This window comes from Streptococcus hyointestinalis (assembly GCF_041225505.1).
In the GTDB taxonomy this organism is placed as follows: Bacteria; Bacillota; Bacilli; order Lactobacillales; family Streptococcaceae; genus Streptococcus; species Streptococcus hyointestinalis_B.
This window is the reverse complement of record NZ_JBCLSK010000023.1, coordinates 5,687-30,456: the sequence shown is the minus strand read 5'-3', so window position 1 is coordinate 30,456 and position 24,770 is coordinate 5,687. Positions and strand designations below refer to the sequence as shown.

The window sequence follows — 24,770 nt, the reverse complement described above, 5'->3', positions numbered from 1 at the left end:
AAAACCGCTAGCAAGACAACCGTCAGCAAGACGTTGACATAGCGAAAGGCCAGGAAGTTATAGCTGTACATGGTGTAGAGGGTGTAGAGGGATAACACCCCATAAAGCACTAATAAAACACTGTTAACAATAGTCAATACAGACTTAGGTTTTTTACTTTCTCGTCTATTACGACGACTATGACTAGAGTGAGTCATGGAAACTCCTTTTTTCATTAAAAATACATCTAATGTAATTTTACCCTTTTTGTATACAGAATGTCAATATCTCTCCAGTTATTTTTCAATATTTTAGTGTGTTAGACTTTCTTATCTTTTTATCATTTTTGTTATAGATATTAGAACTGAATTTCAATTTAATAAATAAACAATGAAAATTATTCTTAGATTTTCCCTCAAAAAACGTGCCTTTTTGCGGAAACAGTGTTATAATGAAAACGGTTGTATATTTTCCTAATGATATGTTAGGATTTGCATTTTAGATTAAGGAGTGATTTACCTATGTCTTACAAGGAAAGTTGTCAAAAATGGCTTGATTTTAAAGGTCTGCCTGATTATCTACGTGATGAAATCATCGCTATGGATGACAAAACAAAAGAAGATGCCTTCTATACAAACCTAGAGTTTGGTACTGCTGGTATGCGTGGACTTATCGGTGCTGGGACAAACCGTATCAATATCTATGTGGTTCGCCAAGCAACTGAAGGGCTTGCTCAACTGATTGAATCTAAAGGCGACGAATCTAAAAAACGTGGTGTCGCTATTGCTTACGACTCACGCCACTTCTCTCAAGAGTTTGCCTTTGAGTCTGCGCAGGTTTTAGCTAATCATGGTATCAAGGCTTATGTCTTTGAAAGCCTACGTCCTACACCTGAGCTTTCTTTTGCTGTACGCCACTTGCAAACTTTTGCGGGTATCATGGTAACTGCAAGCCACAACCCAGCACCTTTTAACGGCTACAAGGTCTACGGTGAAGACGGTGGACAAATGCCACCTGCTGATGCGGATGCATTGACAGACTATATCCGTGCTATTGACAATCCATTTGAGATTGTTCTTGCTGACCTTGAAGAAGCTAAAGCCTCTGGTCTTATTGAGGTTATCGGTGAAGCTGTTGATAGCGAATACCTCAAAGAAGTCGCTGATGTCAATATCAATAAAGACTTGATTGAGCAATATGGTAAGGACATGAAGATTGTCTACACGCCGCTACACGGTACAGGTGAGATGCTGGCTCGTCGTGCGCTAGCTAACGCTGGCTTTGCCTCTGTGCAGGTCGTTGAAGCGCAAGCAACGCCAGACCCTGACTTCTCTACTGTCAAATCACCAAACCCTGAAAGTCAAGCGGCTTTTGCACTTGCTGAAGAATTGGGACGTCAAGTGGATGCGGATGTCTTGGTCGCTACTGACCCTGACGCTGACCGTCTTGGTGTTGAGATTCGTCAAACAGACGGTTCTTACAAGAATCTCTCTGGTAACCAAATCGGTGCTATCATCGCCAAATACATCCTTGAAGCCCACAAAACAGCTGGTACATTGCTAGAAAATGCTGCGCTTGCCAAGTCAATCGTCTCAACTGAGCTTGTGACTAAGATTGCTGAAAGCTACGGTGCGACTATGTTTAACGTCTTGACCGGCTTTAAGTTTATCGCAGAGAAAATCCAAGAGTTTGAGGAAAAACACAATCACACTTACATGTTTGGTTTTGAAGAAAGCTTTGGCTACCTCATCAAACCATTCGTTCGTGATAAAGACGCTATCCAGGCCGTGCTTATCGTAGCTGAAATCGCTGCCTACTACCGCTCACGTGGCATGACCTTAGCTGATGGTATCGAGGAAATCTACAAAGAATACGGCTACTACGCTGAAAAGACTATCTCAGTCACTCTCTCTGGTGTCGATGGTGCTGCGCAAATCAAAGCCATCATGGACAAGTTCCGTGATAATGCGCCAACGCAATTTAACAAAACAGACATCGTGCTCTTAGAAGACTTTGAAAAACAAACGGCAACTAGCAAAGACGGTAGTGTGACTCAGCTCATAACACCACCTAGCAATGTCTTGAAATATCTCTTAGCTGATGATTCTTGGTTTGCTGTTCGCCCATCTGGAACAGAGCCTAAAATCAAATTCTACATCGCAACTGTTGGCAGCAGCTTAGAAGACGCAGAAGAAAAAATCGCAAACATCGAAAAAGAAATCAACGCTTTTGTTGGTTAAATACAAAAAGAACTCTGAAAATCAGAGTTCTTTTTTATACTCAACTTATCAACTGACTCTCAGAAATGCCATAGTCAGCTAACAAAGCCACAATCTTATCAAAATGCAGGCGGAAATGCTCCAGCTTGTGCCCATCTGAGCCGATAGAATAGCGTGTACTGCCAAGATTTTTCAGCAAATCAAGCGCATAGCGGTAGAGATGTTCATGCTCATAAAGATACATAGACTTGGCATTTAACTCAAAAGCGAGATTGTTATTTACCATCTTTTGAAAAATCCGAACAAGCTGCTCTTCATACTGTTTGAGCTCCTCAACGCTAATCTCAAAAAGGCGAAAACCATAGTCAAAATGGGCAAGGACATCTGCTTCCACTCGACCAATAGCATACTCCAGTCTATCAAGGTAGTCTTTGATGACGCTCGCCTTATCCATGGACGCTACCTCATCATCTAGGTAATCATTGATACCATTATGGTGAACCGATAGCAGCTTGAGGTCAAAGTCCTTTCCAGCTAGATAAGCCTTGATGTCAGCCTCACGTGGCTGATAATAGCCAATCTCAATGCCTTTTTTGATACGATTGTCGTAGAGACTGTTGAGTCGTGCGATTTCACGGCAATAACTCTCATAGTCTGGGACGTCGTCTTGCTTGCTGTAAGGATTGGACAGGTCAAAGTGCTCCGTTGTCACAATCTCACCAGAGTAAGCCTGTAAATACTCCTCGAACTGCGCCTTGGAATCGTAGGAAAAATGGGTATGTAGATGATTGTCACGCATGGTCAATCTCCTTATCGTCTAAATTGTAAAAAGCGTTTGAGCACTTGAGCGATGATGAACCACAAGACAGCAGACACCACAATGACACCAACCCAAGCCCAACGAGAATGCGTAAAAGGCAATGGTATGTTCATACCAAAGTAACCAGTGATAGCTGCGACAATGGCTAGATTGACCGAGATGATATTGAGTGCGGTCAGATTATCATTGAGGACATTGTTGAAGGTGTCAGAGAGTTGCGAGAGGATTTGGCTGTTGAGCTGTGTCATATTGGCGAGCTGTCTCGCCTCGATAATGGCGTCCATCAGCTGTTCTTCTTCATTGTCGCTCAATTGTCGCTGGTGCGGATGTTCTTTTAATTGCTCCAAGACAAAGACGTTTTGGTTAGCTGCTGACATGAGATAAACAAGACCTGTCTCCAAGTCACTCATGGCGAGAAGCCCTTTTTTACTGGTTTACTGGCGCAATTGCCGATTGAGCTCATCGGTCTCCCGTGCAATCTGCGACACAATCTTGAAATACTGCTTGGTGATGATGGTAAGAGCTAGAAAGAGGAACTGCTTTTGGCTCATCTGAGCTTCCTCTTGGTCGAGCGCTTCTTTTAGCAGGTCAATGATATAGTGGTTGCGCTGGTTGGACACTGTGAGAAGCCTATCCTCTAAGACATAAAAGGTCATGGGGACTGTCTCATAGTGTCCATCTACGGTCTGTCTGTCAATGATATGAAAGACAACCGTCAATCCGATATGGTGATTGACCTTATTCACTTCTAAAAAGGCACGCTCATCCTCGTCAGTCGCATAGTCTGCTAGTTCTTTTGGGATGTCAACATCCCATGCGAGTGTCTTGATAGCTTTTGCGATGTCTTCTTCCTTGGCATTGATGTTGTACCAATTGAGTTCTTTGTTGAGTAACATTATTTTCCTGTCTCCTTAGGTTTAGGGAATGCTGACAACCTCTAGTGTTTTTCCTCCCAATAACACCAGGTATTTAACAACGGTCGGTATGTGATAGGACTGACTGAGCGCTTCAGCGTAGAGTGCCATCTGTCCTTTGTAGCGCTCAACCAGCTCGCTACTCTCTGTGTACTTATCAGTTTTGTAGTCAAATAAAACAATCCTATCGTCAAAAACTAAGTAACCATCGACAATCCCACGCACGACAAACTGCTCTTGACTAGCTGGGTCTGTCTTTAGCATAGCAAATGGCGCTTCACGATAGAGTTTGTCGCTATGCTCTTGAATGAGACACCCAAGCTCACTTTCTGTAAAGAAAGCAAGCACACGCTCAAGGTTAAGGCTGGCTTTGACATTATCATGAGCGGACAAGTCGCTAAGAGCCTTTGTGATGGCTTGCATCGTGACTTTTTGGGTCACGTCCAAGCGCTGCATGAGCTCGTGCATGGCTGACCCGATAGCAGTAGCCTCCACTTTTTCCTTTCCAGATAAGTCTGGCAATGAAAACTGCTGCTTTTTCTGATAAGAGTCGATGACTGCCACGCCCTCACTGTCCATAATCGGCTCGTAAAACTTTTTAATCTGGCTCGGTGTCTGCACACTTGGTAGATGAATAGCTGCTTGGTAGCGCTGATTGAGTTTCTCCACCTGCTCCAGCATATTGAGAGCTTTTTCGATGTCATCTGACTGGCGGTTATGGGCTTGATTGTCAGGATCAAAAGGCAACTCTTGCGAGATAACACCGATTTTGTCATCTGTCAGTTCTTCATCTTGGACAAAGCGCAGGGAAAAAGGCAAGTTTTCTTTAGATGAAGCTGCGTAAATGGCTAAAAACCAATCTTGGAAAGTCTTGTACTGCTTACGCTCAGAAAGTGCCAAGCGTCCCTCTTGAAAATGCCCTTCATACTTGTCAAGAGCCTTGCTGGAGCTGGCTTTTCCGATGAGATAGAGCCTTTTCTCGCTTCGTGTCATAGCAACATAGAGCAGGCGCATTTGCTCAGAAAGAGTGGCCAGTAAAAGCGAGCGCTTGTTGAGCTGGTAAGGTAGCGTATCAAGGCTAACTTTAAGGCTCGGCAGCATGGTCTCACCGACCTCATCTTTCATATCTGCCAGATACTTTATCCCAATCCCCATCTCACGGTTTAAAATAACTGGAGCATTGAGATCCACCATGCTGAATTTTTTATCAAGATTAAGGATGAAAACATACTTGAACTCGAGCCCTTTACTCTTATGAATGGTCATGAGATTGACAGCATTTTTAGGAACAGCAACCTCGACATCGGCTAAGTCGTTTTGATTTTCAAGGGTCTTGTCAATCATGCGGATAAAACGTGGCAAGCCCTTAAAGCCTGACTGCTCAAACTGTTCTGCACGGAGAGCAAGCGCATAGAGATTTGCCTGACGTTGCTCAGCTTTTGGAAGATTGCCGACATAGTCATAGTAAAAACGGTCATTGTAAATCTTCCAGATGAGGTCATAAAGAGCGTGAGTCTTGGCATACAGCCACCAAGTATCAAAGGTCTCTTTAAACAACTCTAGTTTCTGATAAAGAGCGTTTGTGATAAGCTCTGGGTGCTCACCTGTCTTTGAGAGAGCTTTTAGGAGCTTGTCAAAGAAAGCAAGATGTGATGAGGAGGACTGAACGGCTAATCTCGCCAGCTCATCCTCGTCAAACTGAAACATAGCAGAGCGTAAAAGAGCGACTAGAGCATAGTCATTGAGCGGATTATCAATAGCTCTTAGCGTATCGAGCATAACCATGACCTCAACAGACTTGAGGTAGTGCTGCTCACCGCCATCTGTCACAAGAGGAATGCCATACTGGTCAAAAGCACGCAGGATACCGTCATTTCGTGTCCGTGATGAGACGAGGAGAGTCATATCGCTAAAAGGAACGCCTTCTTCTTGGTGCAGGCGGATAATTTCCTTTGCGACGAGACGGACCTCGCCTGGTGAGAGCTGAGTGTCGTCCTCTTCTACCACTTCGTCTGACTGGTCAGTATCTAACAGCAAGAGCTGCGTTTTATTCTCAGGATGTGGCTCTTTTTGCTTGTCGCTTCCTGCTTTTAGCTTGTGGCTCTCATCGTAGACAATCTCGCCGACCTCCTCATCCATGAGACGGGTAAAGACACCATTGGTGCTGTCGATGACCTCTGACTGACTACGGAAATTTTCCTTGAGGATGATAAGCTTGCCATGCTCTGGGTGTTTTTGATAGTCGGTAAATTTCTGATTAAAAATCTGCGGGTCAGCCTGACGAAAACAGTAAATGGACTGCTTGATGTCGCCCACCATAAAGCGATTGTGCCCATTGGATAAAAGCTCCAAGAGGCGTTCTTGCATGTGGTTATTATCTTGGTATTCGTCTACCATGACCTCGTGGTAGCGCTCCACATAAAGCGCTCTGATGGCAGGATTTTCCTCCAATATCTGGATGGCAAAGTGGTTGATGTCTGAGAACTCAAAGGCACTTTCTTGGAGCTTGGCTTGTAAATATTGCTCAGAAAAGTCCTCTACAAAAGACTGTAAAAGCTCAAGCATAGGCAGGCTCTCTTTTTGGTATTTAAATACCAAATCTAAGTGTTTAAACAATCCTAGTTGTGTTTGTAATCCAGAAAAGACTGCATAGCGCTCTCCAGCTACCGTGACATAGCTGCTTTTTGGAATCAGCGCTGCAATATCCTTTGCCAAGCGGTCAATCGCCTGAACACCGTAGAGCGTCTCAAAGTGTAAAGACCACTCCCGTAGCTGCTCAATGATTGCTGAGTGCTTTTTATAAGCTGCGGTGGGGGCATTTTTAGCAGTGACTTTTTTGTAGCCTTCAAGATCTGTCACATCCTGCAATTTATCAGCAGTCTCCTGCATAGAGTTCAGTAAAAGCTCGATGTCTGCTCGTGGAATCGCCTCATAGCTGTTGGCACTTCTAGCGCCCTTTAGAAAATGCTCCTTTAGCCACATTTTAGGATTTGCCGTAGACTGGCTAAAGTCATAAATCTGATAAACAATGGCTCTAAAGGGATCTGTATTTTTACTGCGCCCTGCAAAGTTCTTGACGAGACGAGTGAGGAGCTCTGCTTTATTTCCCGCAGCATAGTCTGAAAACAAATCTGAGAAGATTTCATTTTTCAGCAAATCCTGCTCATTTTTGTCCTGCATTATCCGAAAAGTCGGTGAAATACCCAGCGTATAGCCGTATTGGCTGACCAGCTTTTGTGTGAAAGCGTCCATGGTACCGATATCAGCGGTCTGCACAGCAGCCAACTGCTCATTTAAAAAGAGCTTGGTGTCCGTATCTGTGCTTTCCTTTATCTTTTCGCTCAGCTTTTTTTCTAAACGCTCTTTGAGCTCACCCGCTGCCTTGACCGTAAAGGTCGAGATAAAGAGCCGCTCAATCGGAATCCCTCGTAAAGTCTGATCCATAATCCGCTCAACCATGACAAAGGTCTTTCCAGAACCCGCCGAAGCTGACACGAGGATATTGGTCCCACTCGCATAAATCGCCTCAATCTGCTCAGCTGTGCGCTTTTGTATCTTGCTTGAATGCGCTTCTGTCTCTTGTAGCTGCTTGATGTCGCTATCCGTCAAAAAAGGCTTACACTTCATCACTATCGTCCTCCTCGCTTTGTGCCATCATGGTCAAGAAGCCTTGACGTTTTTCCTTTCTCGGTAAATGGTAGAGTCTGCGGCTATGTGGCATGTGTCTGTCCGCTTCAAAACCTGTGATTGCCTTTAGCTGCTCTCCTAGCACCACCTTGCCGTCTTTGGTGTAGGGATTGATGAGAAAGCGTCCGCTTCTAATCACATCCTGTGCTTTTTGGTAGAGGTGCTCATTGTATCGAAGCATAATGGCGAGCTCTTCTGCGCTAAAAAGTGTGTCTAGCTTGTAGTTGCCATTGGCTAGGTGCGCTTTTTCCTCCTCCAAAAATAGCCCTCTATAGACAATTTCCTGATGGGCTTTTGCTTGCAGTTCTTCTAGTGATGCGACCTTATCAAGCGAGAGCTTAGGCTCCTGCATGTGCAGATACATAGCGCCAAAGAGTTGATTGAGAGAAAGATTATAGCGAGATTGCAAAGCAGAGAGATAAGTCACCAGTTGGGGGCTCAAGCCGTTAAAGAAAGCTTCAATATCAAAGACTTGCTTGCTGGACTTGTAGTCAACGACACCGTAGCTATCATCCGACAGGCGATCCACACGGTCAATGATACCGTTGACAATGATATTGTCAGACAAGACCAGCTCAAACTGCTCCTCCTCACTCTCGATACGATTGCTCACATCAGGACGGTTGAAAATCGTCGCCGTTGCCCTAGCAATATCCTCTAGAACACCAAGCGTATAGCGCCCCTGTGCGTCTGAACTGTAGAGTGCTTGGAAGGTTTCCTCGCTATTTGTCCTTGTGATAGCACGCTCTAGCTTCTCATCAAAAGGCTTAGCCGACTGGTCTTTCATGACCAACTCAAACACTCTGTGAAGGTAAGTCCCGTGATTTCTTGCGTCTGGGTGAATGCTGTCCTGTTCTTTTAAGCCCAAAACATAGCGCAGGAAATACTGGTATTGATTGTTGTAAAAAGTGGTGAGGGCTGATGAGGACAGATGTAGCGCCTTCTCTTCTGGAAAACGAGCGGTCATAACCTCTTGTGAGACAGGCTGGGTCAGCACAGAGTCCTTCAAGAGTGGCATGTGGAGCCCTTCTTTGGCTAGCTTTTGACGAAGATGACGAACCAGCACTGACCAAAAGGTCTCTTCTTGCTTGTCCAACTCCGCATAAAGAGCGGGGCTGTCGCTAGCAAAGTTCACCAAGCGTGACAACAGCGCCTTGTAGGTGCCAACACTTGCACTATCTGCTGCAAAAGGCGTCTGTCCCTTGGCTAAGAAGGGCACGCCCATAGCGACTAATTCTCTGAGGTAAGTGGACATGTCATCCTCATTTTCATTGAGAATTTGGGGTTGGCTAAGTACCAGCTGATTTGTGGCAGCGTTGAACAGCGACAGCGCTGTAAAATGATTTCTCTTGATATGCTCACGGCTGACAATATCAAAATGCCCACCTATCTCTGTTTGCTCATTGATGAGCTGACGCTCCTCATCAGAGACGAGGCTTTTATTTTGCGCTAGCTTTGGAAAATGCGACTGGGTCATGCCAATAGCAAACACAAATGGTTTTGAGTGCGGCTCTACCAGATTATAATATTTGACCGATACCACATCAACCGTCGCAGGAACCATGCGGTACTCCGCCTGCAATAGACCGTTACTAATCAAGGACAGACACTCATCTAGTGTCAGTTTTTCGTCCCCAAAAATGGTTTGAAATTGCTGCAGGATAGAGGTAAAGGTCTTCCATACCTGCTCCTCTTTTTCACGCTCAATCTCTGACAGAGACGCTGAAAAATGCTCCATATTGCCCGTTAGAGAAATGTCTGTGAAAAAGCTAAAGAGCTTTTTCAGTAAGCCATTTCCAGACTGCTTGCGGGCTTTGACAAGCATCGCTAGAGGCTGCATGACCTTTTCTCTGATACGATTGAGACGCTCAAGGTTAAAAGAATGCCCTTTTGACGCTGTGAAATCCGTCAAAAAGCCCTTTTGCTCCTTGATGTCAGCGTAAGCAATATATTTGTCAAAATAATCCAAATCCGCCTGAGCGATCCTACCGTAGAGCCCAGACTTGAGGAGGTTCATGACGTCTTCTGAGCGGAAATTATAGCGCTTAATACGCTCCAAACTCTCGATGAGATTGATGAGCGGGTGCGCACTCATGCTTTCTGCTTTTCCTAGATAAAAGGGAATATCATATCGCTCAAAAATCTGCTCAATCTGCAAGTGATAGCTATCGACATCCCCTAGAAGAACCAGCATATCCTTGTAGCGATGTCCTTCGTGAAGTTTTTGACGAATTGCACGTGCCACCTGCTCGATTTCCTCCTGCTGATTGACACACTCCCAAATCTCAATAGCACCCTTAGCTGTAGCGCTAATCTGCTCACCACTGGCTGTAAAGTCATGGTTACTCTCAAAGAGCTGCGATACTTCTTTAAAGGCTTCCTGCCCTTGCCAAACGGACTCGACATACATAGGTTTGACCTTGTATTGACCGGCTAGGTCACGGATAAAGTCAAGGCTTGCTTGGTAGACATTTCCCGTTGAAAAGCTAGCTCTCTGCGCTTTTTTGCTCAGATAAGTGCCGATAACAATCTCCGCACAGCGCTCCTCCAAAAGACGGATGAGCTCTTCCTCTTCTGCAGAAAAGCGGGTAAAGCCATCAATGACCAAAACTACATTTTCTAGAGTCTTGTTAAGCTGACCTGTTTTGAGTTGCGTAGCTAAAAAGGCAAGCTTTGAGTGATTGTCGTATTGCCCTTTTTGGAGCAAAGCCTCCACCTGTGAAAAAATCGTGACCAAATCGTCGTATTTTTCCTTAGAATGCAAAAGCTCAAGGTCTAAAACACTCAACTGCGCCGCTTGCAACTCCTTGTACAGCTCTACCAACTGGCTGATAAACTGATGATTACGCTTTAATCTGGCATAAACACGCAAATTTTTATCGTCTATCTGTCCCAAGGCACAATAAAAAATCATTGCCAAACCAGCATCGTCTAGCGTCTCCTTAGGATTTGGGCTATTTAGGACAAAGTAGCGAGCCAGCTGTGCAAAACGTGTCACCGTGATGGCAAAAGACGCCTGCTCGCTCAAGCGCTCAAGCACCTCTCTCTCCTTTTCAAAAGAAAGCGAGTTTGGCGCAATGTAGAAAACTCGCTTGCCATTTTTGGCTGCCTGCGTCGCTCTATCCACCAAAATCTCTGTCATATCATAACGAATATCTGTATATAGCAACTCCATATCATCCCATCCTTATCTCATTAGTAGCATTATATCAAATATTGACACACCGATCAACGATACTCTTACTAGCTGGTCAAAGACACTTAAAAATCCTCTCAAAGGAGAGGATTTTTGTCAACTAATCTCTTTTTGGCGTTTTTCTTTTTCTTGGATGTAGTCGATCAGCTCAACGGTCAAGTCATAGCGCATAAAGGGTGTGACTAGATAAATGCCATTGAAGTGCTTCAGTGCTTCATCAATTAGCTTCTTGCTCTCAGCAAGTGCCAAGCGTTGGCAAGCTGCTTTATCATCCTTAACCGCTTCTAGCCGTGCTAAAAATTCATCTGACAGATGAATTCCCGGAACCTCATTGTGGAGAAAAATAGCGTTGTTATAGCTGGTTATTGGCATAATGCCAATGAAAAAAGGAATGGGCGAGGTTTTAACGGTGAGGGCTAGCTCTTTAATGGTTTGAATGTTAAAGATGGGCTGGGTGATAAAGTAATCCGCTCCAGCAGCAACTTTTTTCTCAATCAAGCGCCCTGTGCGTGAGAGATTAGGGGCATTTGGATTGAAGGCAGCACCAACAGTAAAGTTAGTGGCTTTCTTGATACTAGCGCCGCTATAGCCTTGCCCTTGATTGAGCTGCTTGATGAGCTGCAAGAGCTTAAAGCTGGTCGCGTCATAGACACTTGTCGCCCCTGGGAAATCACCCATCTTAGACGGGTCACCAGTGATGGCTAGGATGTTCTCAACCCCTAGAACCTCCAGCCCTAAAAGACGGGACTGCAGACCAATCATATTGTGGTCACGGCAAGATAGGTGAAGAAGAAATGGCGTATTGGTGCTTTCCTTTAGCAGCGCTGCTAGGCTGAGATTGCAGACACGTGTCCTTGCTAAGGAGTTATCTGCTAGCGTAATAGCCGCAATGCCTTTAGCGTCCAGCGCCTTAATCCCACTCTTGAAGCGCTCAATATCAAGGGTCTTTGGCGGATCAAGCTCAGCAATGATGGTCACCTCACGCTTGACCTTATCGACCAGCGTATCTTTTTTGAGCGTTTTTTGGATGAAATCCTCTTCATCAAGGAGCGGTGTCACACGTTTATGGGTCACTGGTTTTAAACGCTTAGCGGCACGCTTCATAGCCCTGACATGATCAGGCGTTGTCCCGCAACAACCACCTAGCAAACGCACACCTTCCTCTACTAAAAAGGTCGCACTCTTTTCAAAATAACTAGCGTTCTGACTAAAACTATAATGCCCACCGTCGCTGTCAGACTCATAAGATAGCAAGCTAGCGTTGGGATAAGCTGCCAAGTAAGCCTGCGCAAAGAGCGGAATTTGCTTGAGCGACTTTATCATGTGATAAGGTCCCAAGTGACAGTTGAGCCCGACCACATCAGCCCCCAGCATAACCAGCTGGCTAAAGGCTTCTACCAAGGGGCGACCATTTTCAGTGATACCAGCTTCATGAAGGGCAATATTAGTGATAATAGGCAAATCTGTCAGTGGACGTAGTGCCGTAAGAACAGCTGTCAGCTCCTCAACATCATAATAAGTCTCAAGCAGCAAACCATCTAACTCACCAGTCTCTAGGAGATAGCCCGCCTGCTCCAAAGTCTCATCCACAATAGCGTCTAAACTGAGTTCACATTGACGAAGCCCTCTAGAAGCACCGATGGTGCCTAACACATAGATATCACTCCCTGCTTCTCTCCTGGCAATAGCTACCGCTTCTTGGTTAATGCGCTTCACCTCATCCTCATGACCGTAGACTGCCAAGCGGTGACGTTGTGCTCCGTAAGTATTGGTTTGGATGACATCAGCTCCAGCTTCAATGTAAGCCTTATGAATGGCTGCAATTTCCTTTGGGTGACTGAGATTGTAGTATTCATGACAAGTATCTAAACCATTGGCATATAATAGCGTTCCCATAGCTCCATCAGCCACTAAAATCGACGATGACAAACGCTCTAATAACGGTTCTCTTACCATAAACTCTCTCTTTCTATTGTTGTGTGAGAAAGACTTGCTTTTTAGGGCAAGTCCTTTTTACACATTTCTAACGAGGTAACTTTTCTTTTTACTCATATCCTAATTTGTGACGGACTTTCTTCGTCGCAGATACCAAAACTTCAAGGGCTGCGATGGTCTCAGGCTCACGGCGTGTTTTAAGTCCACAGTCAGGGTTAACCCAGAATTGTTTTGGTGACAATTGCTTGAGGGAGCGCTCGATATTAGCGACAACCTCTTCTTCGGTCGGTACACGTGGTGAGTGAATATCGTACACACCAAGTCCGATACCTAGTGGGTAAACCGTCGTCTCAAAGGACTCGATAATATCCCCATGACTACGGCTAGTCTCAATGGAAATAACATCCGCATCCAATTGACGAATCGCATCGATAATCTCATCGAACTTAGAATAGCACATATGCGTATGGATTTGCGTCTCATCCTTGACAGAAGACGTCGCAATGTGGAAGGCACTAACCGCATCATCCAAATAAGCTTTTTGTTTTCCTTTTCGTAGTGGCAAGCCCTCACGAAGCGCTGCTTCATCCACTTGGATAATGGCAATACCAGCGTCCTCTAGCAACTTAATCTCGTCCTTGATAGCAAGACCAATTTGATTGAATAAATCGCTGCGCTTGATATCAGTACGCTCAAACGACCAGTTGGTGATGGTGATAGGTCCTGTCAACATGCCCTTAACAGGACGGTCTGTTAAGCTTTGTGTGTAGACTGTCTCATCCACTGTCAAAGGATGAATGTGCTTGACATCACCGTAGATGATTGGCGGTTTCACCGCACGTGACCCGTAAGACTGCACCCAACCGAGCTTGGTCGTTGTAAAGCCAGCTAGCTTTTGCCCAAAGAACTCAACCATGTCCACACGCTCAAACTCACCGTGTACCAAGACATCAATATCTAGATCTTCTTGAATAGTCACCCAGCGTGCAATTTCAGAGCGGATGAAGTCTTTGTACTCTTTATCAGTGATATCGCCACGTTTCCAAGCAAGACGTGTGCGACGCACTTCTGGAGATTGTGGGAAAGAACCGATGGTGGTCGTTGGAAGGAGCGGCAATTGTAAGCGCTCTTGTTGCACTTTTTGACGAATGTCATAAGTAGACTCCCTAGCCGTTCGGACTTGACTGAGGTCCTCTAACTCAACATTACGGAAGTCCGCTGCTTGAAGAGCGTCATAGGCTGCGACATGCTCGTCGTATCTGGGATTTGCCACGCCGTCCAAGTGCTCTGCTAGAAGCTTGATTTCCTCTAGTTTTTCATCGGCAAAGGCAAGACCATTTTTCAAAACAGGGTCTAGATCTGTCTCGTTTTTAGTCGTCACAGGGACATGTAAGAGTGAGCAAGATGGCTGTACGACAAGGCTAGCTGTATTTTCCGCCAAGACTTCTAACAGTTTTGATGTTTCCTTAAAATCGCTCGCCCAGACATTGCGCCCATCAACCACACCAGCAAAGACTTCCTTGTCTTTAAACAAACCTGCTTTGACCGCTTGTAGATTTTCCTCCAAACCATGGACAAAATCAAGACCAAAGGCAGCTACTGGGATGTCAGACAACTCCTCGGCGTCAATCAAGGCTTCAAAGTACGTTTGGAAAATCAACTTAGCCTCTGGCACTTGCTTGGCAAAGTAGCCATATACTGCCTTAGCGGCTTCGAGGTAGTCAGCTCCCTCGTCTGTCACAAAGATCGGCTCATCTACTTGGATGTAGGTCGCTCCTGCCTCAACCAACTCAGTAAAGACTTGCTTGTAAAGTGGGAGCAGGCTCTTAACCGCCGCTGTAAAGTCTGTCACACCTGATGACAATGCCACAAAAGTGATTGGTCCTGTAATGACAGGTTTTGCTCTGTCCCCAACCACTTGGCGAGCCTCTTTGTACAAGTCAAGCAAACGGCTGTTGGTCAATTGTGGGCGTTTTTTCGTCCATTCTGGTACGATGTAGTGGTAGTTGGTGTTGAACCACTTTTTCATGCTGGATGCGACATTGTCTTTATTACCACGTGCTAGCGCAAAGTACAAATCCAAGTCAATGTCTTGGTCACTAAAACGCTTTGGAATAATGCCAAACTGCACTGACAAATCTAAGATATGGTCATACAGTGAAAAATCCCCCACTGGAATCAAATCCACACCAGCGTCTGCCTGTTTTTGTAAAAAGGAAAGACGCAAAGCTCGTGCTTTTTTTTCAAACTCTTCCTTGCTAATCTTATCTACCCAATAACTCTCAATCAAATGTTTCCACTCACGCTGCTCTCCTAAACGTGGATACCCCAAATTTGAAACTCTTGTCATAGCTGCCTCCTATACCTTTCAATGCTTAAAACTATAGCTTGTTTTTTTGTTATGTCTAGTATTGTACACGCAAAACCCTATTAAATCAATACTTTCAGCCATACTATCTTTTTATGTCTTGGTATAGTTTTTAACTAATTCGCTAAGTCTAGATATAGTTTTGAGCTATATCTAGACAGAAAAAAGAAACTAAGCATAGCTTAGTTTCTTATAATTTTTAGTAATCTTCGGCTGGTTTTCTAAGTGCTCCAAAGAGGACACCAGAGACAATCGCCCCGATACATACAAAGAGGAGATATAGGAATGGATTGCTTGTTAGGGCAATAACGAAGATACCTCCGTGTGGTGCCATGAGTTTGATACCTGCCCATCCAACAAGGGCACCTGCAAGTGCTGAACCTACCATGAAGCTTGGGATCGCACGTGCTGGGTCAGCTGCTCCAAATGGAATAGCACCTTCTGTGATGAATGAGAGACCCATAACGATATTTGTCAAACCAGAGTTGCGTTCTTCTTCAGTGAATTTGTTTTTGAAGAGAAGTGTTGCTACAAAGACTGCAAGTGGTGGCACCATACCACCAGCCATAACGGCTGCCATGACAACTGAACCACCGTCAGCGACGCTTGCTGCAAGTGTTCCTGTACCAAAGACATAAGCGGCTTTGTTGAAAGGTCCACCCATATCAATCGCCATCATACCACCAAGGACAAGTCCCATAAGGACAGCGGAGCTACCTGATAAGCTTTCAAGGAAATTGTTAAGCCCTGTATTGATAGCTGCCATTGGGATATTGACAAAGAGCATGAGGAAACCAGTGACAAAGACACCAAGTAATGGATAGAGCAAGATAGACTTGATACCTTCAAGGGAGCGAGGAAGGCCTGCTAGCATTTTCTTAAGGACAAGGATAACCCCACCAGCTAGGAAACCACCAACCAAGGCGCCAAGGAAACCTGAAGGCACACCTGAGAGACCAAGTGTAGCTTCACCACCAGCAGCGTATGGCACTTTACCCCAAGCAAGACCCATTGCTGCGATAGAACCTGCTACGAAACCTGCTACAAGACCTGGTTTTTCAGCAATTGAGTAAGCAATGTATCCTGCAAGAACAGGAAGCATGAAGTTAAAAGCAACATTACCAACGTTTTTGAAAAGCGCTGCCAGCTCATGATAAGACCCCAAGTTGCTCAACTGATCTTTTGGCACACCCATGATGTTATCAATCAAGAATGCAATGGCAATCATGATACCGCCACCGATAACGAACGGCAACATTTGAGAAACACCGCTCATGAGGTGTTTGTAGAAGGCGCCACCAAGGCTCATCTTTTCAGAAGAACCTTCAGATGAGCTACTGTCTGCAGATGAGACATAGACGTCCGCCTTGTCATCAAGGATGATGTTGATGAGTTCTTCGGATTTTTTAATCCCGTCTGCAACTGGACGTGAGACAAGTGGTTTACCGTTGAAGCGTGGCATATCAACCGCTTTATCCGCTGCGATGATGACACCTTTGGCACGCTTGATGTCTTCTGCTGTCAGTTTGTTGCCGACACCTGACGCACCGTTAGTTTCGACTTTGATTGCGACACCCATTTCTTCGGCTTGTTTTTTCAGTGCTTCTTCAGCCATGTAGGTGTGGGCGATACCTGTCGTACAAGCTGTGACCGCTACGATGAAGTCTTGACCATCTTTAGGTTTGCTGTTAGCTTCTTCGGCTGCTTCTGCTTCTTTGGTTTCTTCTTCAGCGTCGTTAAAGGTTACAATAACTTGGTCTGGCGTTGTAGCTTTTTTGAGCTGGTCAGCAAAGCCAGGTTTTAGCAGATACTTAGACAATTCCGCAAGAGCTGCTAAGTGCGTGTCGTTAGCACCATCTGGAGCTGCAATCATAAAGAAGAGATAAACAGGCTGTCCGTCTAGCGCTTCATAGTCCACACCAGCACTTGATTTGGCAAACAGAACAGTCGGCTCTTTAACAGCGGCATTTTTACTGTGAGGCATAGCGATACCGTCACCAAGACCTGTTGATGTTTGCGCTTCACGGTTCATAATACCAGTTTTGAACATGTCAAAATCAGTAACCACACCGTTGTCAACAAGGCTTGTGATCATTTCATCAATGGCAGCTTCTTTTGTTGTTGCCTTCAAATCCATAATCATCACATTTTTATTGAGCAAATCTTGAATTTTCATAATTTTTCTACCTCGACTTTTTCATAGATGTCATTGATGTATTCAGCAATTGCTAGGTCGTCTGAGAAAGTGGTTGCTGTTCCGCAGGCAACGCCCCACTTAAAGGCTTCAACAGCATCGTGGGTCTTAGCGTATTGACCTGTAAAGCCTGCAACCATCGAATCACCAGCACCAACGGAGTTTTTCACAGTACCTTTGATTGGTTTTGCAAAGTAAGCTGCTTCTTTTGTCACTAGAAGAGCACCGTCACTAGCCATAGAGATGATGACATTTTGAGCGCCTTTAGCGAGCAATTTGCGAGCGTATTTTTCAATGTCCGCTAAGTTTAACAACTCAACCTCAAAGATGTCTGCGAGTTCGTGGTTATTTGGCTTGACCAGTACAGGCTGGTAATCCAACGCATCTAGGAGCGTTTGCCCTTCAAAATCACAAACAACCTCTGCTCCTGTCTCTTTGACGAGAGGGATGAGTTTTTTATAGACTTGGTTGCCAAGGTTTGCTGGCGCTGAGCCTGCAAAGACAACAATATCATCACGTGTAAGCTTAGACAAGATAGCTTCTAGCTCTGCTAATTGCTTGTCTGTGATAACAGGACCTGCACCGTTGATTTCTGTTTCGCTTTGCGCTTTGATTTTGACATTGATACGTGTATCTTGGTCTACTTGTACAAAATCGGTCGCAATGCCTTCAGCATCTAAGCCCTCTGTCACAAAACGTCCTGTAAACCCACCGATAAAACCAGTGGCAGTATTATCAATAGCTAAACGTTTTAAGACACGGCTAACATTGATACCCTTTCCACCGGCGTATTTATCGTCACTGGTCATGCGGTTAACACTGCCTAGTGTCAACTCATCTAAACGAACGATAAAGTCAATGGATGGATTTAACGTTACTGTATAAATCATACTTCAATCACCCTCGTTTTTTTCTGTAATTCCTGTAAGACAGCTGTCTCACACTTTTCCGTTATAATCGCTACCTTGTCGACAGTGTCGACTTTGACAAAAGCTTTTTGACCAAGCTTAGAAGCATCTGCTAACACAAAGGTCTGCTGACTATTTGCGATAACTGCTCGCTTGACCGCAGCCTCATCTAGGTCAGGTGTCGTCAAGAAATCAGTATCAATACCGTTCATGCCAATAAAAGCTTTATCAAGATTGAGCCGATTGACCTGCTCAACTGCCATCTGTCCGACACTAGCATCTGTCGATAGCTTGACTGTTCCTCCGATGATAATGGTCTTAATCCCCTTATCAACAAGAGTTGCAGCGTGGTGGATAGAATTGGTCACAACAGTCACATCCAAATGGTGCAACTTTTCAATGAGAAACTCTGTCGTTGTGCCTGCGTCGATAAAAACCACATCACGCTTGCTAATCATCTGACAGGCAACTTCTGCAAGTTTAGCTTTTTCATGAGAGTTTTTGACAGATTTTTGTTGATTGGTCAGCTCATCTTGTAAGCCCTGTCGCAACTCTGCTCCCCCATGCACACGCATCAGTTTGCCTTCTGCTTCTAACTCGTCTAAATCACGGCGTATCGTTGATTCAGACGTCTCAATCAAGCTCACCAGAGTCTCAAGTGTGACCGTTCGGTCTCTCTCAAGTATCTCCATGATGACCTGCTTACGTTTTGTTTTTAGAATAACGATTACCTCCTGTAAACGATTACAGATATTATTATACCCTATTTTCTGTCATTGTCAAGCAAATTCTTTCAAAAACTAGCAAAAAAGTTCAAAAAAAATAAAATAGCTAAAGGCTATTTTATTTTTAATCCTCTTTGATAAGTGATGTCGAGTGAACAGCACGACTATCTCGCTCTGGGTAGATGTACTTGATGGCTTGGTTAACAGCAAGTGGCGCTTCACCAAATCCTGTCGCAATCAAGGCAAGTTTGCCATCATACTCAGCCGCATCACCAATAGCATAGACACCTGCTTGGCTAGTTTCTAGAAGTGAGTTGACTAGAATGCTAGAGCGTTTGTAGTCGATATTCCAATTTTTAAGATTTTTATTGGACGTTGAAAAGCCAAAGCTAACAATAAGAGCGTCAAGCGGCAATTCAATCGTCTCATCAGATTTCACCTTTTGGATGAGAAGGCTTTTAGCGAACTCACCATCTCCTTTTAACTCAAGCGGGATGTAAGGTGTGAGCACATTGACCTTAGACTGTTTTAGGAGCTCCACGCTGTGCTCGTGTGCACGAAAGGCGTCGCGGCGGTGCACCAGTGTCACTGATTTGGCGATAGGCTCTAGGTGATTTGCCCAGTCTACAGCAGAGTCACCGCCACCGCAAATGACAACGTTCTTACCAGCAAACTGGTCTAGTTTATGAACATTGTAAAAGAGGTTATTATCAGCGTAGTTTTCTTCACCCTCAAGTCCTAGCGTACGTGGAGCAAAGACACCATTTCCGCAGGCAATGATAATGGATTTTGACAGGTGCTCACCTTTTGACGTCTCAATCGTAAAGTGCTCACCCGTTTTTTCAAAGCCAAGCACTTCTTCTTTCAGACAGATGGTGATGCGATCCTCAAAGCGCTCTAGCTGCTCAACTAAGCACTCAACCAACTCGCCTGCTGAAATAGCTGGAAAGGCTGGAATATCGTAAATCAACTTTTCAGGATAAAGCACTGCAGGCTGTCCACCAAGCTCTGAGAGACTCTCGATGATTTTAACAGACATCCCACGTAAACCAGCGTAAAAAGCGGCAAAGAGCCCGACTGGACCACCACCGACAATCGTAATATCATATACCGCATTCTTTTCTGACATTTCACCCAACTCCTTATACATTTCTGCGATGATGGAGGACTTATACTCCATATAACGGTCGATATCATTTGGAAATAGCTGCGCTGCCTTTAACTTGACAGCACCATAAGCTGAAACACGCTCAGGATGTTGTCTTAGGTAATTGCGAAAAGCAAGATGTTGCTGCAACTCTTTGGAATCGCTTGGACAGACATAGAGATGATGTGTGCGCAGATGGTCTTTACCAGAATAGCTAAAGGCTTCTCTGTCTTCAATCCCTAGATTGCCCTCGTGGCTATAACCAATGGCAGCTAAGCTCTTCTTAACCTGTGAAAAGTTTTCTCGTGCAATCACAACATCAATATCAATAATTGGCTTTGCTGCTAAACCCTCTACTGATGTGCTGCCGACATGCTCAATGCTAAGTGCAAGCTCCCCCAATGCCTCCTGCAACTCCCTTGCAATCGCTTGAAAATCTTCCTTCCACTCTTTCTGATAAGGAAGAACAACTATATCCTTTGTCCGCATGCTATCTCCTCCTTTCCTAAATATAAATGACAGCTCTACTTATCCTCTAGTGTTTCCTGCTCTTGTAAAATCTTTTGAAAAATGCGCTTCTCTTCTTCAGAAAAAGTGTAATTTTCCAACAAGTCAGGACGTCTAAGATAGGTCTTGCGCAAGCTCTGCTCCAAGCGCCACTTGCGGATATTTTCATGATGTCCGCTCATCAGGACATCTGGAACTGTCATCCCACGATAATCATAGGGTCTCGTGTACTGCGGATACTCAAGCAGACCAGACGAAAAAGAGTCGTCCTTGTGACTGGCTTCCTTACCGATAACGTCTGGTATCAAGCGAACCGTAGCGTCTATAATGGTCATGGCAGCCAACTCACCACCCGTAAGGACAAAGTCTCCAAGCGACACCTCATCGGTCACCAGCGTCTTTATCCGCTCATCATAGCCCTCATAGTGCCCACAAATAAAGTTAAGCTCCTCTTCTTGTGCTAGCTCCTCAGCGTAGCTTTGATCAAAAGTGCGCCCAGCTGGATCTAAAAGAAGAACACGTGGCTTTTTGGCAGCAATCTTATCCATGGTATCAAAAATAGGCTGTGCCCTAAGAAGCATACCCTGACCGCCACCGTAAGGCTCATCATCGACATGACGAGCTTTTTCAGCGTTTTCTCTAAAGTTGTGGTAGGTAATGTCTATCAGCCCTTTTTCCTGCGCTTTTCCAACGATAGAGTGCTCAAGCGGAGCAAACATTTCTGGAAAGAGGGTGAGAATATCAATCTTCATCGTCTAGCCCTTCCATCAGCTCCACTTCCACTCGTCCTCTTGCAAGATCCACATCAAGAACCACTGGTGGAATGTAAGGTAGAAGCAAGTCCGATTTTCCCTTACGCTTTACAACCCAAACGTCATTGGCACCTGGCTGCAAAATCTCTTTGATAACACCAATAAAGGTCTCTCCCTCATAAACCTCAAGCCCGATGATGTCATGGTAGTAAAACTCGCCATCCTCAAGCTCTGTTAAATTGTCCTCAGAGATTTTTAGAGTGTAGCCTTTATATTTTTCGATAAGATTGATGTGGTACATATCCTTAAACTTGATAATATCAAAGTTTTTATGCTTGCGGTGCCCAGCAATGACCACATCCATCACGAAGTTGTCTTTGGGATCAAACAAAGCTAGGGACTTTCCCTTCTTAAAGCGATCCTCAGCAAAGTCTGTCACACTCAAGACACGCATCTCACCTTGCAAGCCTTGGGTATTGACGATTTTTCCAACGTTAAAATAATCCATATTTTCTCCATTTACGCTAAATAAGGAAAGACCAGCTGCAAAAGCAACTGGTCGCGATAGTCCGTACGGGATTCGAACCCGTGTTACCGCCGTGAAAAGGCGGTGTCTTAACCCCTTGACCAACGGACCATATCAACTAAACTGGGGTAGCTGGATTCGAACCAACGCATGAGGGAGTCAAAGTCCCTTGCCTTACCGCTTGGCTATACCCCAAAGAACAAATATTATTTTACAGGAAAATGAGAAACCTGTCAACAACTTTTTGAAAAAATTTCAAATGATTAGAGTAACCTATCTCTAGCAAACGCATGATCTGTCGTTTAGACACTAAAACGCCCCTAGAATAATAATTCTAGGTTCTATAGTATATGTAGTGGGTAACTCCACCGCAGAGGTTATAGGGCTTTTGAGGGTATGAAAAAGTCCCATAAGACTTATAATGAAAAGCGATCAAACTAACATTAGGAAGTACTTATGGAACATATTAAGAATAACACAAAACTCATCGGAATCAAAGACTTAAACATCAAAATAGCACTTGTTCTCAAACATCAGACTCACATTGAGATTAGAGCTGAGCTGGATTATTCCGCTCCAGCCTGTCCTCATTGTCAGGGAAAGATGATGAAATACGACTTTCAAAGACCTTCCACCATCCCAATCTTGGATGTGCAAGGCATGGCAACCGTCCTAAAGCTCAGAAAGCGGCGTTTTCAGTGTAAAGTGTGCCGCAGGGTTTCTGCGCCAAAACTAGTCTGGTTAAGAAGAATTGCCAAATCTCTCAGCCTGTCTGGGCAAAAATCACCCAGCTCCTCATCGAGAAACAGACTAACTCAGACATCGCAAACCGCCTCCACGTCTCTGTTTCTACCGTGCAAAGACAGCTTGAAACTTTCACTTTGAAAGATAATTTTGAAGCTCTTCCTGAGATCTTGAGCTGGGATGAATTCGTAAGAAACAAGGGAAAACTGGCTTTCATTGCGCAAGATTTTGAGACCAAGAAAATCATTGCACTTCTAGAAAACAATCGCCAAACAACCATCACAAAACACTTTTACTTTTATAAGTATTCTAGGCAATCTAGAGAGAGGGGCAAAGTCGTGACCGTGGACATGTCTGGTGCCTATATTCCTATCATCAGGAAACTATTTCCAAAAGCTGAGATTGTCCTCGACCGTTTCCACATCGTTCAACACCTCGCTCGAGCCATGATGACGACTCGTATCGCTATCATGAAAGCGTTTGACAAGGCATCTCTTCCCTACAGAGCCATGAAAAATCATTGGAGAATCTTGCAAAAGGAGAGCAGAAAACTCTCCGACAAGCCCTTCTACTCCAGAACCTTTCGACAAACTCTAACGCCTAGAGAAATTGTCCAGAAAACCTTAGCTTTTTCGCCCGAACTCCGCTATTATTATGACCTTTACCAGCTCTTACTTTTCCATTTTCAAGAGAAGCGTGTCGAGGCATTTTTCGGACTCATTCACGACAATATCGATAGTGTCAACGCAAGTTTTTCAAGAGTTTTCAAGACTTTTCTAAAGCATGAAACCTATATCATTAACGCTTTGAAACACCCTTATTCCAATGCCAAACTAGAAGCCACTAATAAGCTTATCAAAGACATCAAACGGCAGGCGTTTGGTTTTCGTAACTTCAAGAACTTTAGAACCAAGATTCTTATCACTTTGAACACACAAAGAGCCCAAAAAGCCCCTTACTCATGATGAGTAAGGGGGCTTTAAGGTATGACATGACCAACACTAAAGTTTGTCATTTAGGCTTAGGAAAGATTTCCCTATTTATTCATAAAAGACAGTCTTAATCTTCATCTTTACGACGTTTGCCTGCAGCCACACCAATTCCAAGCAATGATAGAACGGTACCAGCTAGAGACAGACTACCGCTAACACTATCTCCTGTTTCTGGCAAGGTTGCTGCTGCTTGTTTTGGTTGTGAAGCCACCTCTGTTACTGATTTATCCGGTACTGTTACCGTTGTTTCTGTTTTAGGTTGCTCTGGCTGACTTGGAACCTTCACATAAACGATTGGTGTATCCTGTGTTGGATCTGTTGGCTCACCTGGTTTGCTTGGAGTGACATAGCCTGGAATTTCCGGAACGTTCGGAATGATAACTTTCGTTGGATCGTTTGGATCGTTATCATATGATGGTGTTGGAACGTTTGGAATTGGAACACCTGTTTCATCAATCGGAATGAGCTTGCCGACCGTCTTGTAGGTTACGACTGCTTCAATGTCCTCTTGTGTGACAGCTGTACTTGCTACACTTGCTTTATCCGCTACATAGCCTGTGACAACTGGTGTTTTAACCTCATCATAACTGTCCTTATCAGCTATCCACTCAGTTGTCTTAGTGATCGCTCCTGTCACCTTGTTGAAGGTGATTTCACGTGTCCATGTGGCTGTTTGAACAACTGAGGCTGGAGTTTGATCACCTGCTCCAACGTAAGTCACTGTTTCTTTAACGTCTTTCTTAACGTCTGATTCAGCTGTACCTGCTGGATATTTTGGTCCATCTGGGTTATTTGGATCAATTGGATCACCTGGTTTACCTGGATTATTCGGTGTAACCGTAACCTCACCTTGTTTAAGATGAACTTCGAAAGTCTGATCTACTGTAACATCATCATCGAAGGTAACTCCTGTTGATGGGTAGTTATCAGAAACGAGCTCATAGCCTTGGTTAAGGTAAGCTGTAATAGAATCAGCTGTACGATAGCTACTTACTTCACCTGATTTACCTGAAGCTGTATCTGTCTTCAAGGTTGCACCTGTTGTGTCATCAATGTAAGCGATCGTTGCTTTTTGTTCTGCCTTCACATAAACGATTGGTGTATCCTGTGTTGGATCTGTTGGCTCACCTGGTTTGCTTGGAGTGACATAGCCTGGA

General features: G+C 44.5%; 14 protein-coding genes, 2 tRNA genes and 3 pseudogenes. 2 read left to right on the top strand and 17 right to left on the bottom strand.

All coding sequences use genetic code 11. The features are described 5' to 3' along the window. Positions 1-197, bottom strand: a pseudogene (locus AALA56_RS06665) (glycopolymer transferase CpsA); the annotation flags it as partial. 303 nt (positions 198-500) lie between these two features. On the opposite strand from AALA56_RS06665, the gene AALA56_RS06660 reads away from it, so the two are divergent. Further along, positions 501-2,219, top strand: a complete 1,719-nt coding sequence (locus AALA56_RS06660) for a phospho-sugar mutase (RefSeq protein WP_369909321.1) — start codon at positions 501-503, stop codon at positions 2,217-2,219. Between the two features lie 40 nt (positions 2,220-2,259). Here the strand turns inward: AALA56_RS06660 and AALA56_RS06655 are convergent, their stop codons facing one another. The 15 genes and pseudogenes from AALA56_RS06655 to AALA56_RS06585 form a co-directional block, all read right to left on the bottom strand. Beyond that, positions 2,260-2,997: a PHP domain-containing protein gene (locus tag AALA56_RS06655; protein ID WP_369909320.1), complete on the bottom strand. Its 738-nt coding sequence runs from the start codon at positions 2,995-2,997 to the stop codon at positions 2,260-2,262. 11 nt (positions 2,998-3,008) lie between these two features. Further along, positions 3,009-3,914 (bottom strand): annotated as a pseudogene (locus AALA56_RS06650) (magnesium transporter CorA family protein). A gap of 21 nt (positions 3,915-3,935) precedes the next feature. Continuing rightward, on the bottom strand, positions 3,936-7,559 hold the full coding sequence (gene addA / locus AALA56_RS06645) for a helicase-exonuclease AddAB subunit AddA (RefSeq protein ID WP_369909319.1): 3,624 nt from the start codon (positions 7,557-7,559) through the stop codon (positions 3,936-3,938). Beyond that, positions 7,549-10,794, bottom strand: a complete 3,246-nt coding sequence (rexB, locus tag AALA56_RS06640; RefSeq protein ID WP_369909318.1) for an ATP-dependent nuclease subunit B — start codon at positions 10,792-10,794, stop codon at positions 7,549-7,551. The genes addA and rexB overlap by 11 nt, the downstream gene beginning before the upstream one ends. A 117-nt stretch (positions 10,795-10,911) precedes the next feature. Then, on the bottom strand, positions 10,912-12,771 hold the full coding sequence (locus AALA56_RS06635) for a bifunctional homocysteine S-methyltransferase/methylenetetrahydrofolate reductase (protein WP_369909316.1): 1,860 nt from the start codon (positions 12,769-12,771) through the stop codon (positions 10,912-10,914). An 88-nt stretch (positions 12,772-12,859) separates the two neighbouring features. After that, a complete protein-coding gene (metE, locus tag AALA56_RS06630) occupies positions 12,860-15,100 on the bottom strand; it encodes a 5-methyltetrahydropteroyltriglutamate--homocysteine S-methyltransferase (protein WP_369909315.1) in 2,241 nt (746 codons plus the stop codon). A gap of 217 nt (positions 15,101-15,317) precedes the next feature. Further along, complete coding sequence (locus tag AALA56_RS06625) at positions 15,318-17,294, bottom strand: PTS fructose transporter subunit IIABC (RefSeq protein ID WP_369909314.1); 1,977 nt, start codon at positions 17,292-17,294, stop codon at positions 15,318-15,320. Continuing rightward, the gene (gene pfkB, locus AALA56_RS06620; protein ID WP_369909313.1) at positions 17,291-18,202 is read right to left on the bottom strand and encodes a 1-phosphofructokinase; all 912 of its coding nucleotides are present in this window, start codon (positions 18,200-18,202) and stop codon (positions 17,291-17,293) included. Before pfkB ends, AALA56_RS06625 begins: the two co-directional genes overlap by 4 nt. After that, a complete protein-coding gene (locus tag AALA56_RS06615; RefSeq protein ID WP_369909323.1) occupies positions 18,199-18,942 on the bottom strand; it encodes a DeoR/GlpR family DNA-binding transcription regulator in 744 nt (247 codons plus the stop codon). The genes pfkB and AALA56_RS06615 overlap by 4 nt, the downstream gene beginning before the upstream one ends. Positions 18,943-19,069: 127 nt before the next feature. Next, the gene (locus AALA56_RS06610) at positions 19,070-20,074 is read right to left on the bottom strand and encodes an NAD(P)/FAD-dependent oxidoreductase (RefSeq protein ID WP_369909322.1); all 1,005 of its coding nucleotides are present in this window, start codon (positions 20,072-20,074) and stop codon (positions 19,070-19,072) included. A 24-nt stretch (positions 20,075-20,098) separates the two neighbouring features. Beyond that, a pseudogene (locus tag AALA56_RS06605) lies at positions 20,099-20,581 on the bottom strand (GrpB family protein); the annotation flags it as partial. 35 nt (positions 20,582-20,616) lie between these two features. Further along, positions 20,617-21,351 carry a tRNA (guanosine(37)-N1)-methyltransferase TrmD gene (trmD, locus tag AALA56_RS06600; protein ID WP_369909312.1) on the bottom strand — a complete coding sequence of 245 codons (735 nt, stop codon included), beginning with the start codon at positions 21,349-21,351 and terminating at the stop codon, positions 20,617-20,619. Beyond that, positions 21,341-21,859: a ribosome maturation factor RimM gene (rimM, locus tag AALA56_RS06595; protein WP_369909311.1), complete on the bottom strand. Its 519-nt coding sequence runs from the start codon at positions 21,857-21,859 to the stop codon at positions 21,341-21,343. Before rimM ends, trmD begins: the two co-directional genes overlap by 11 nt. Positions 21,860-21,916: 57 nt before the next feature. Beyond that, a tRNA-Glu gene (locus tag AALA56_RS06590) sits at positions 21,917-21,988 on the bottom strand. 12 nt (positions 21,989-22,000) lie between these two features. After that, positions 22,001-22,072, bottom strand: a tRNA-Gln gene (locus AALA56_RS06585). 261 nt (positions 22,073-22,333) lie between these two features. On the opposite strand from AALA56_RS06585, the gene AALA56_RS06580 reads away from it, so the two are divergent. After that, positions 22,334-23,586 (top strand): ISL3 family transposase gene (locus AALA56_RS06580; RefSeq protein ID WP_369909310.1). Its coding sequence is split into 2 segments (ribosomal slippage): positions 22,334-22,601 and positions 22,601-23,586, totalling 1,254 coding nucleotides; the frame shifts between segments, so codons are not numbered across the junction. A 94-nt stretch (positions 23,587-23,680) separates the two neighbouring features. Here AALA56_RS06580 and AALA56_RS06575 read toward each other — a convergent pair. After that, a partial coding sequence (locus AALA56_RS06575; RefSeq protein WP_369909309.1) for a mucin-binding protein occupies positions 23,681-24,770 on the bottom strand: 1,090 nt, incomplete at its 5' end.

Excerpts from the sequence above, each read along its gene's own strand:
- AALA56_RS06610 (WP_369909322.1), bottom strand. The coding sequence starts at position 20,074 with ATGTCAGAAAAGAATGCGGTATATGATATTACGATTGTCGGTGGTGGT.
- AALA56_RS06625 (WP_369909314.1), bottom strand. The coding sequence starts at position 17,294 with ATGAAAATTCAAGATTTGCTCAATAAAAATGTGATGATTATGGATTTG.
- trmD (WP_369909312.1), bottom strand. The coding sequence starts at position 21,351 with ATGAAGATTGATATTCTCACCCTCTTTCCAGAAATGTTTGCTCCGCTT.
- AALA56_RS06635 (WP_369909316.1), bottom strand. The coding sequence starts at position 12,771 with ATGGTAAGAGAACCGTTATTAGAGCGTTTGTCATCGTCGATTTTAGTG.
- metE (WP_369909315.1), bottom strand. The coding sequence starts at position 15,100 with ATGACAAGAGTTTCAAATTTGGGGTATCCACGTTTAGGAGAGCAGCGT.
- rimM (WP_369909311.1), bottom strand. The coding sequence starts at position 21,859 with ATGGATTATTTTAACGTTGGAAAAATCGTCAATACCCAAGGCTTGCAA.
- AALA56_RS06655 (WP_369909320.1), bottom strand. The coding sequence starts at position 2,997 with ATGCGTGACAATCATCTACATACCCATTTTTCCTACGATTCCAAGGCG.
- AALA56_RS06660 (WP_369909321.1), top strand. The coding sequence starts at position 501 with ATGTCTTACAAGGAAAGTTGTCAAAAATGGCTTGATTTTAAAGGTCTG.
- rexB (WP_369909318.1), bottom strand. The coding sequence starts at position 10,794 with ATGGAGTTGCTATATACAGATATTCGTTATGATATGACAGAGATTTTG.
- addA (WP_369909319.1), bottom strand. The coding sequence starts at position 7,559 with ATGAAGTGTAAGCCTTTTTTGACGGATAGCGACATCAAGCAGCTACAA.
- pfkB (WP_369909313.1), bottom strand. The coding sequence starts at position 18,202 with ATGATTTATACAGTAACGTTAAATCCATCCATTGACTTTATCGTTCGT.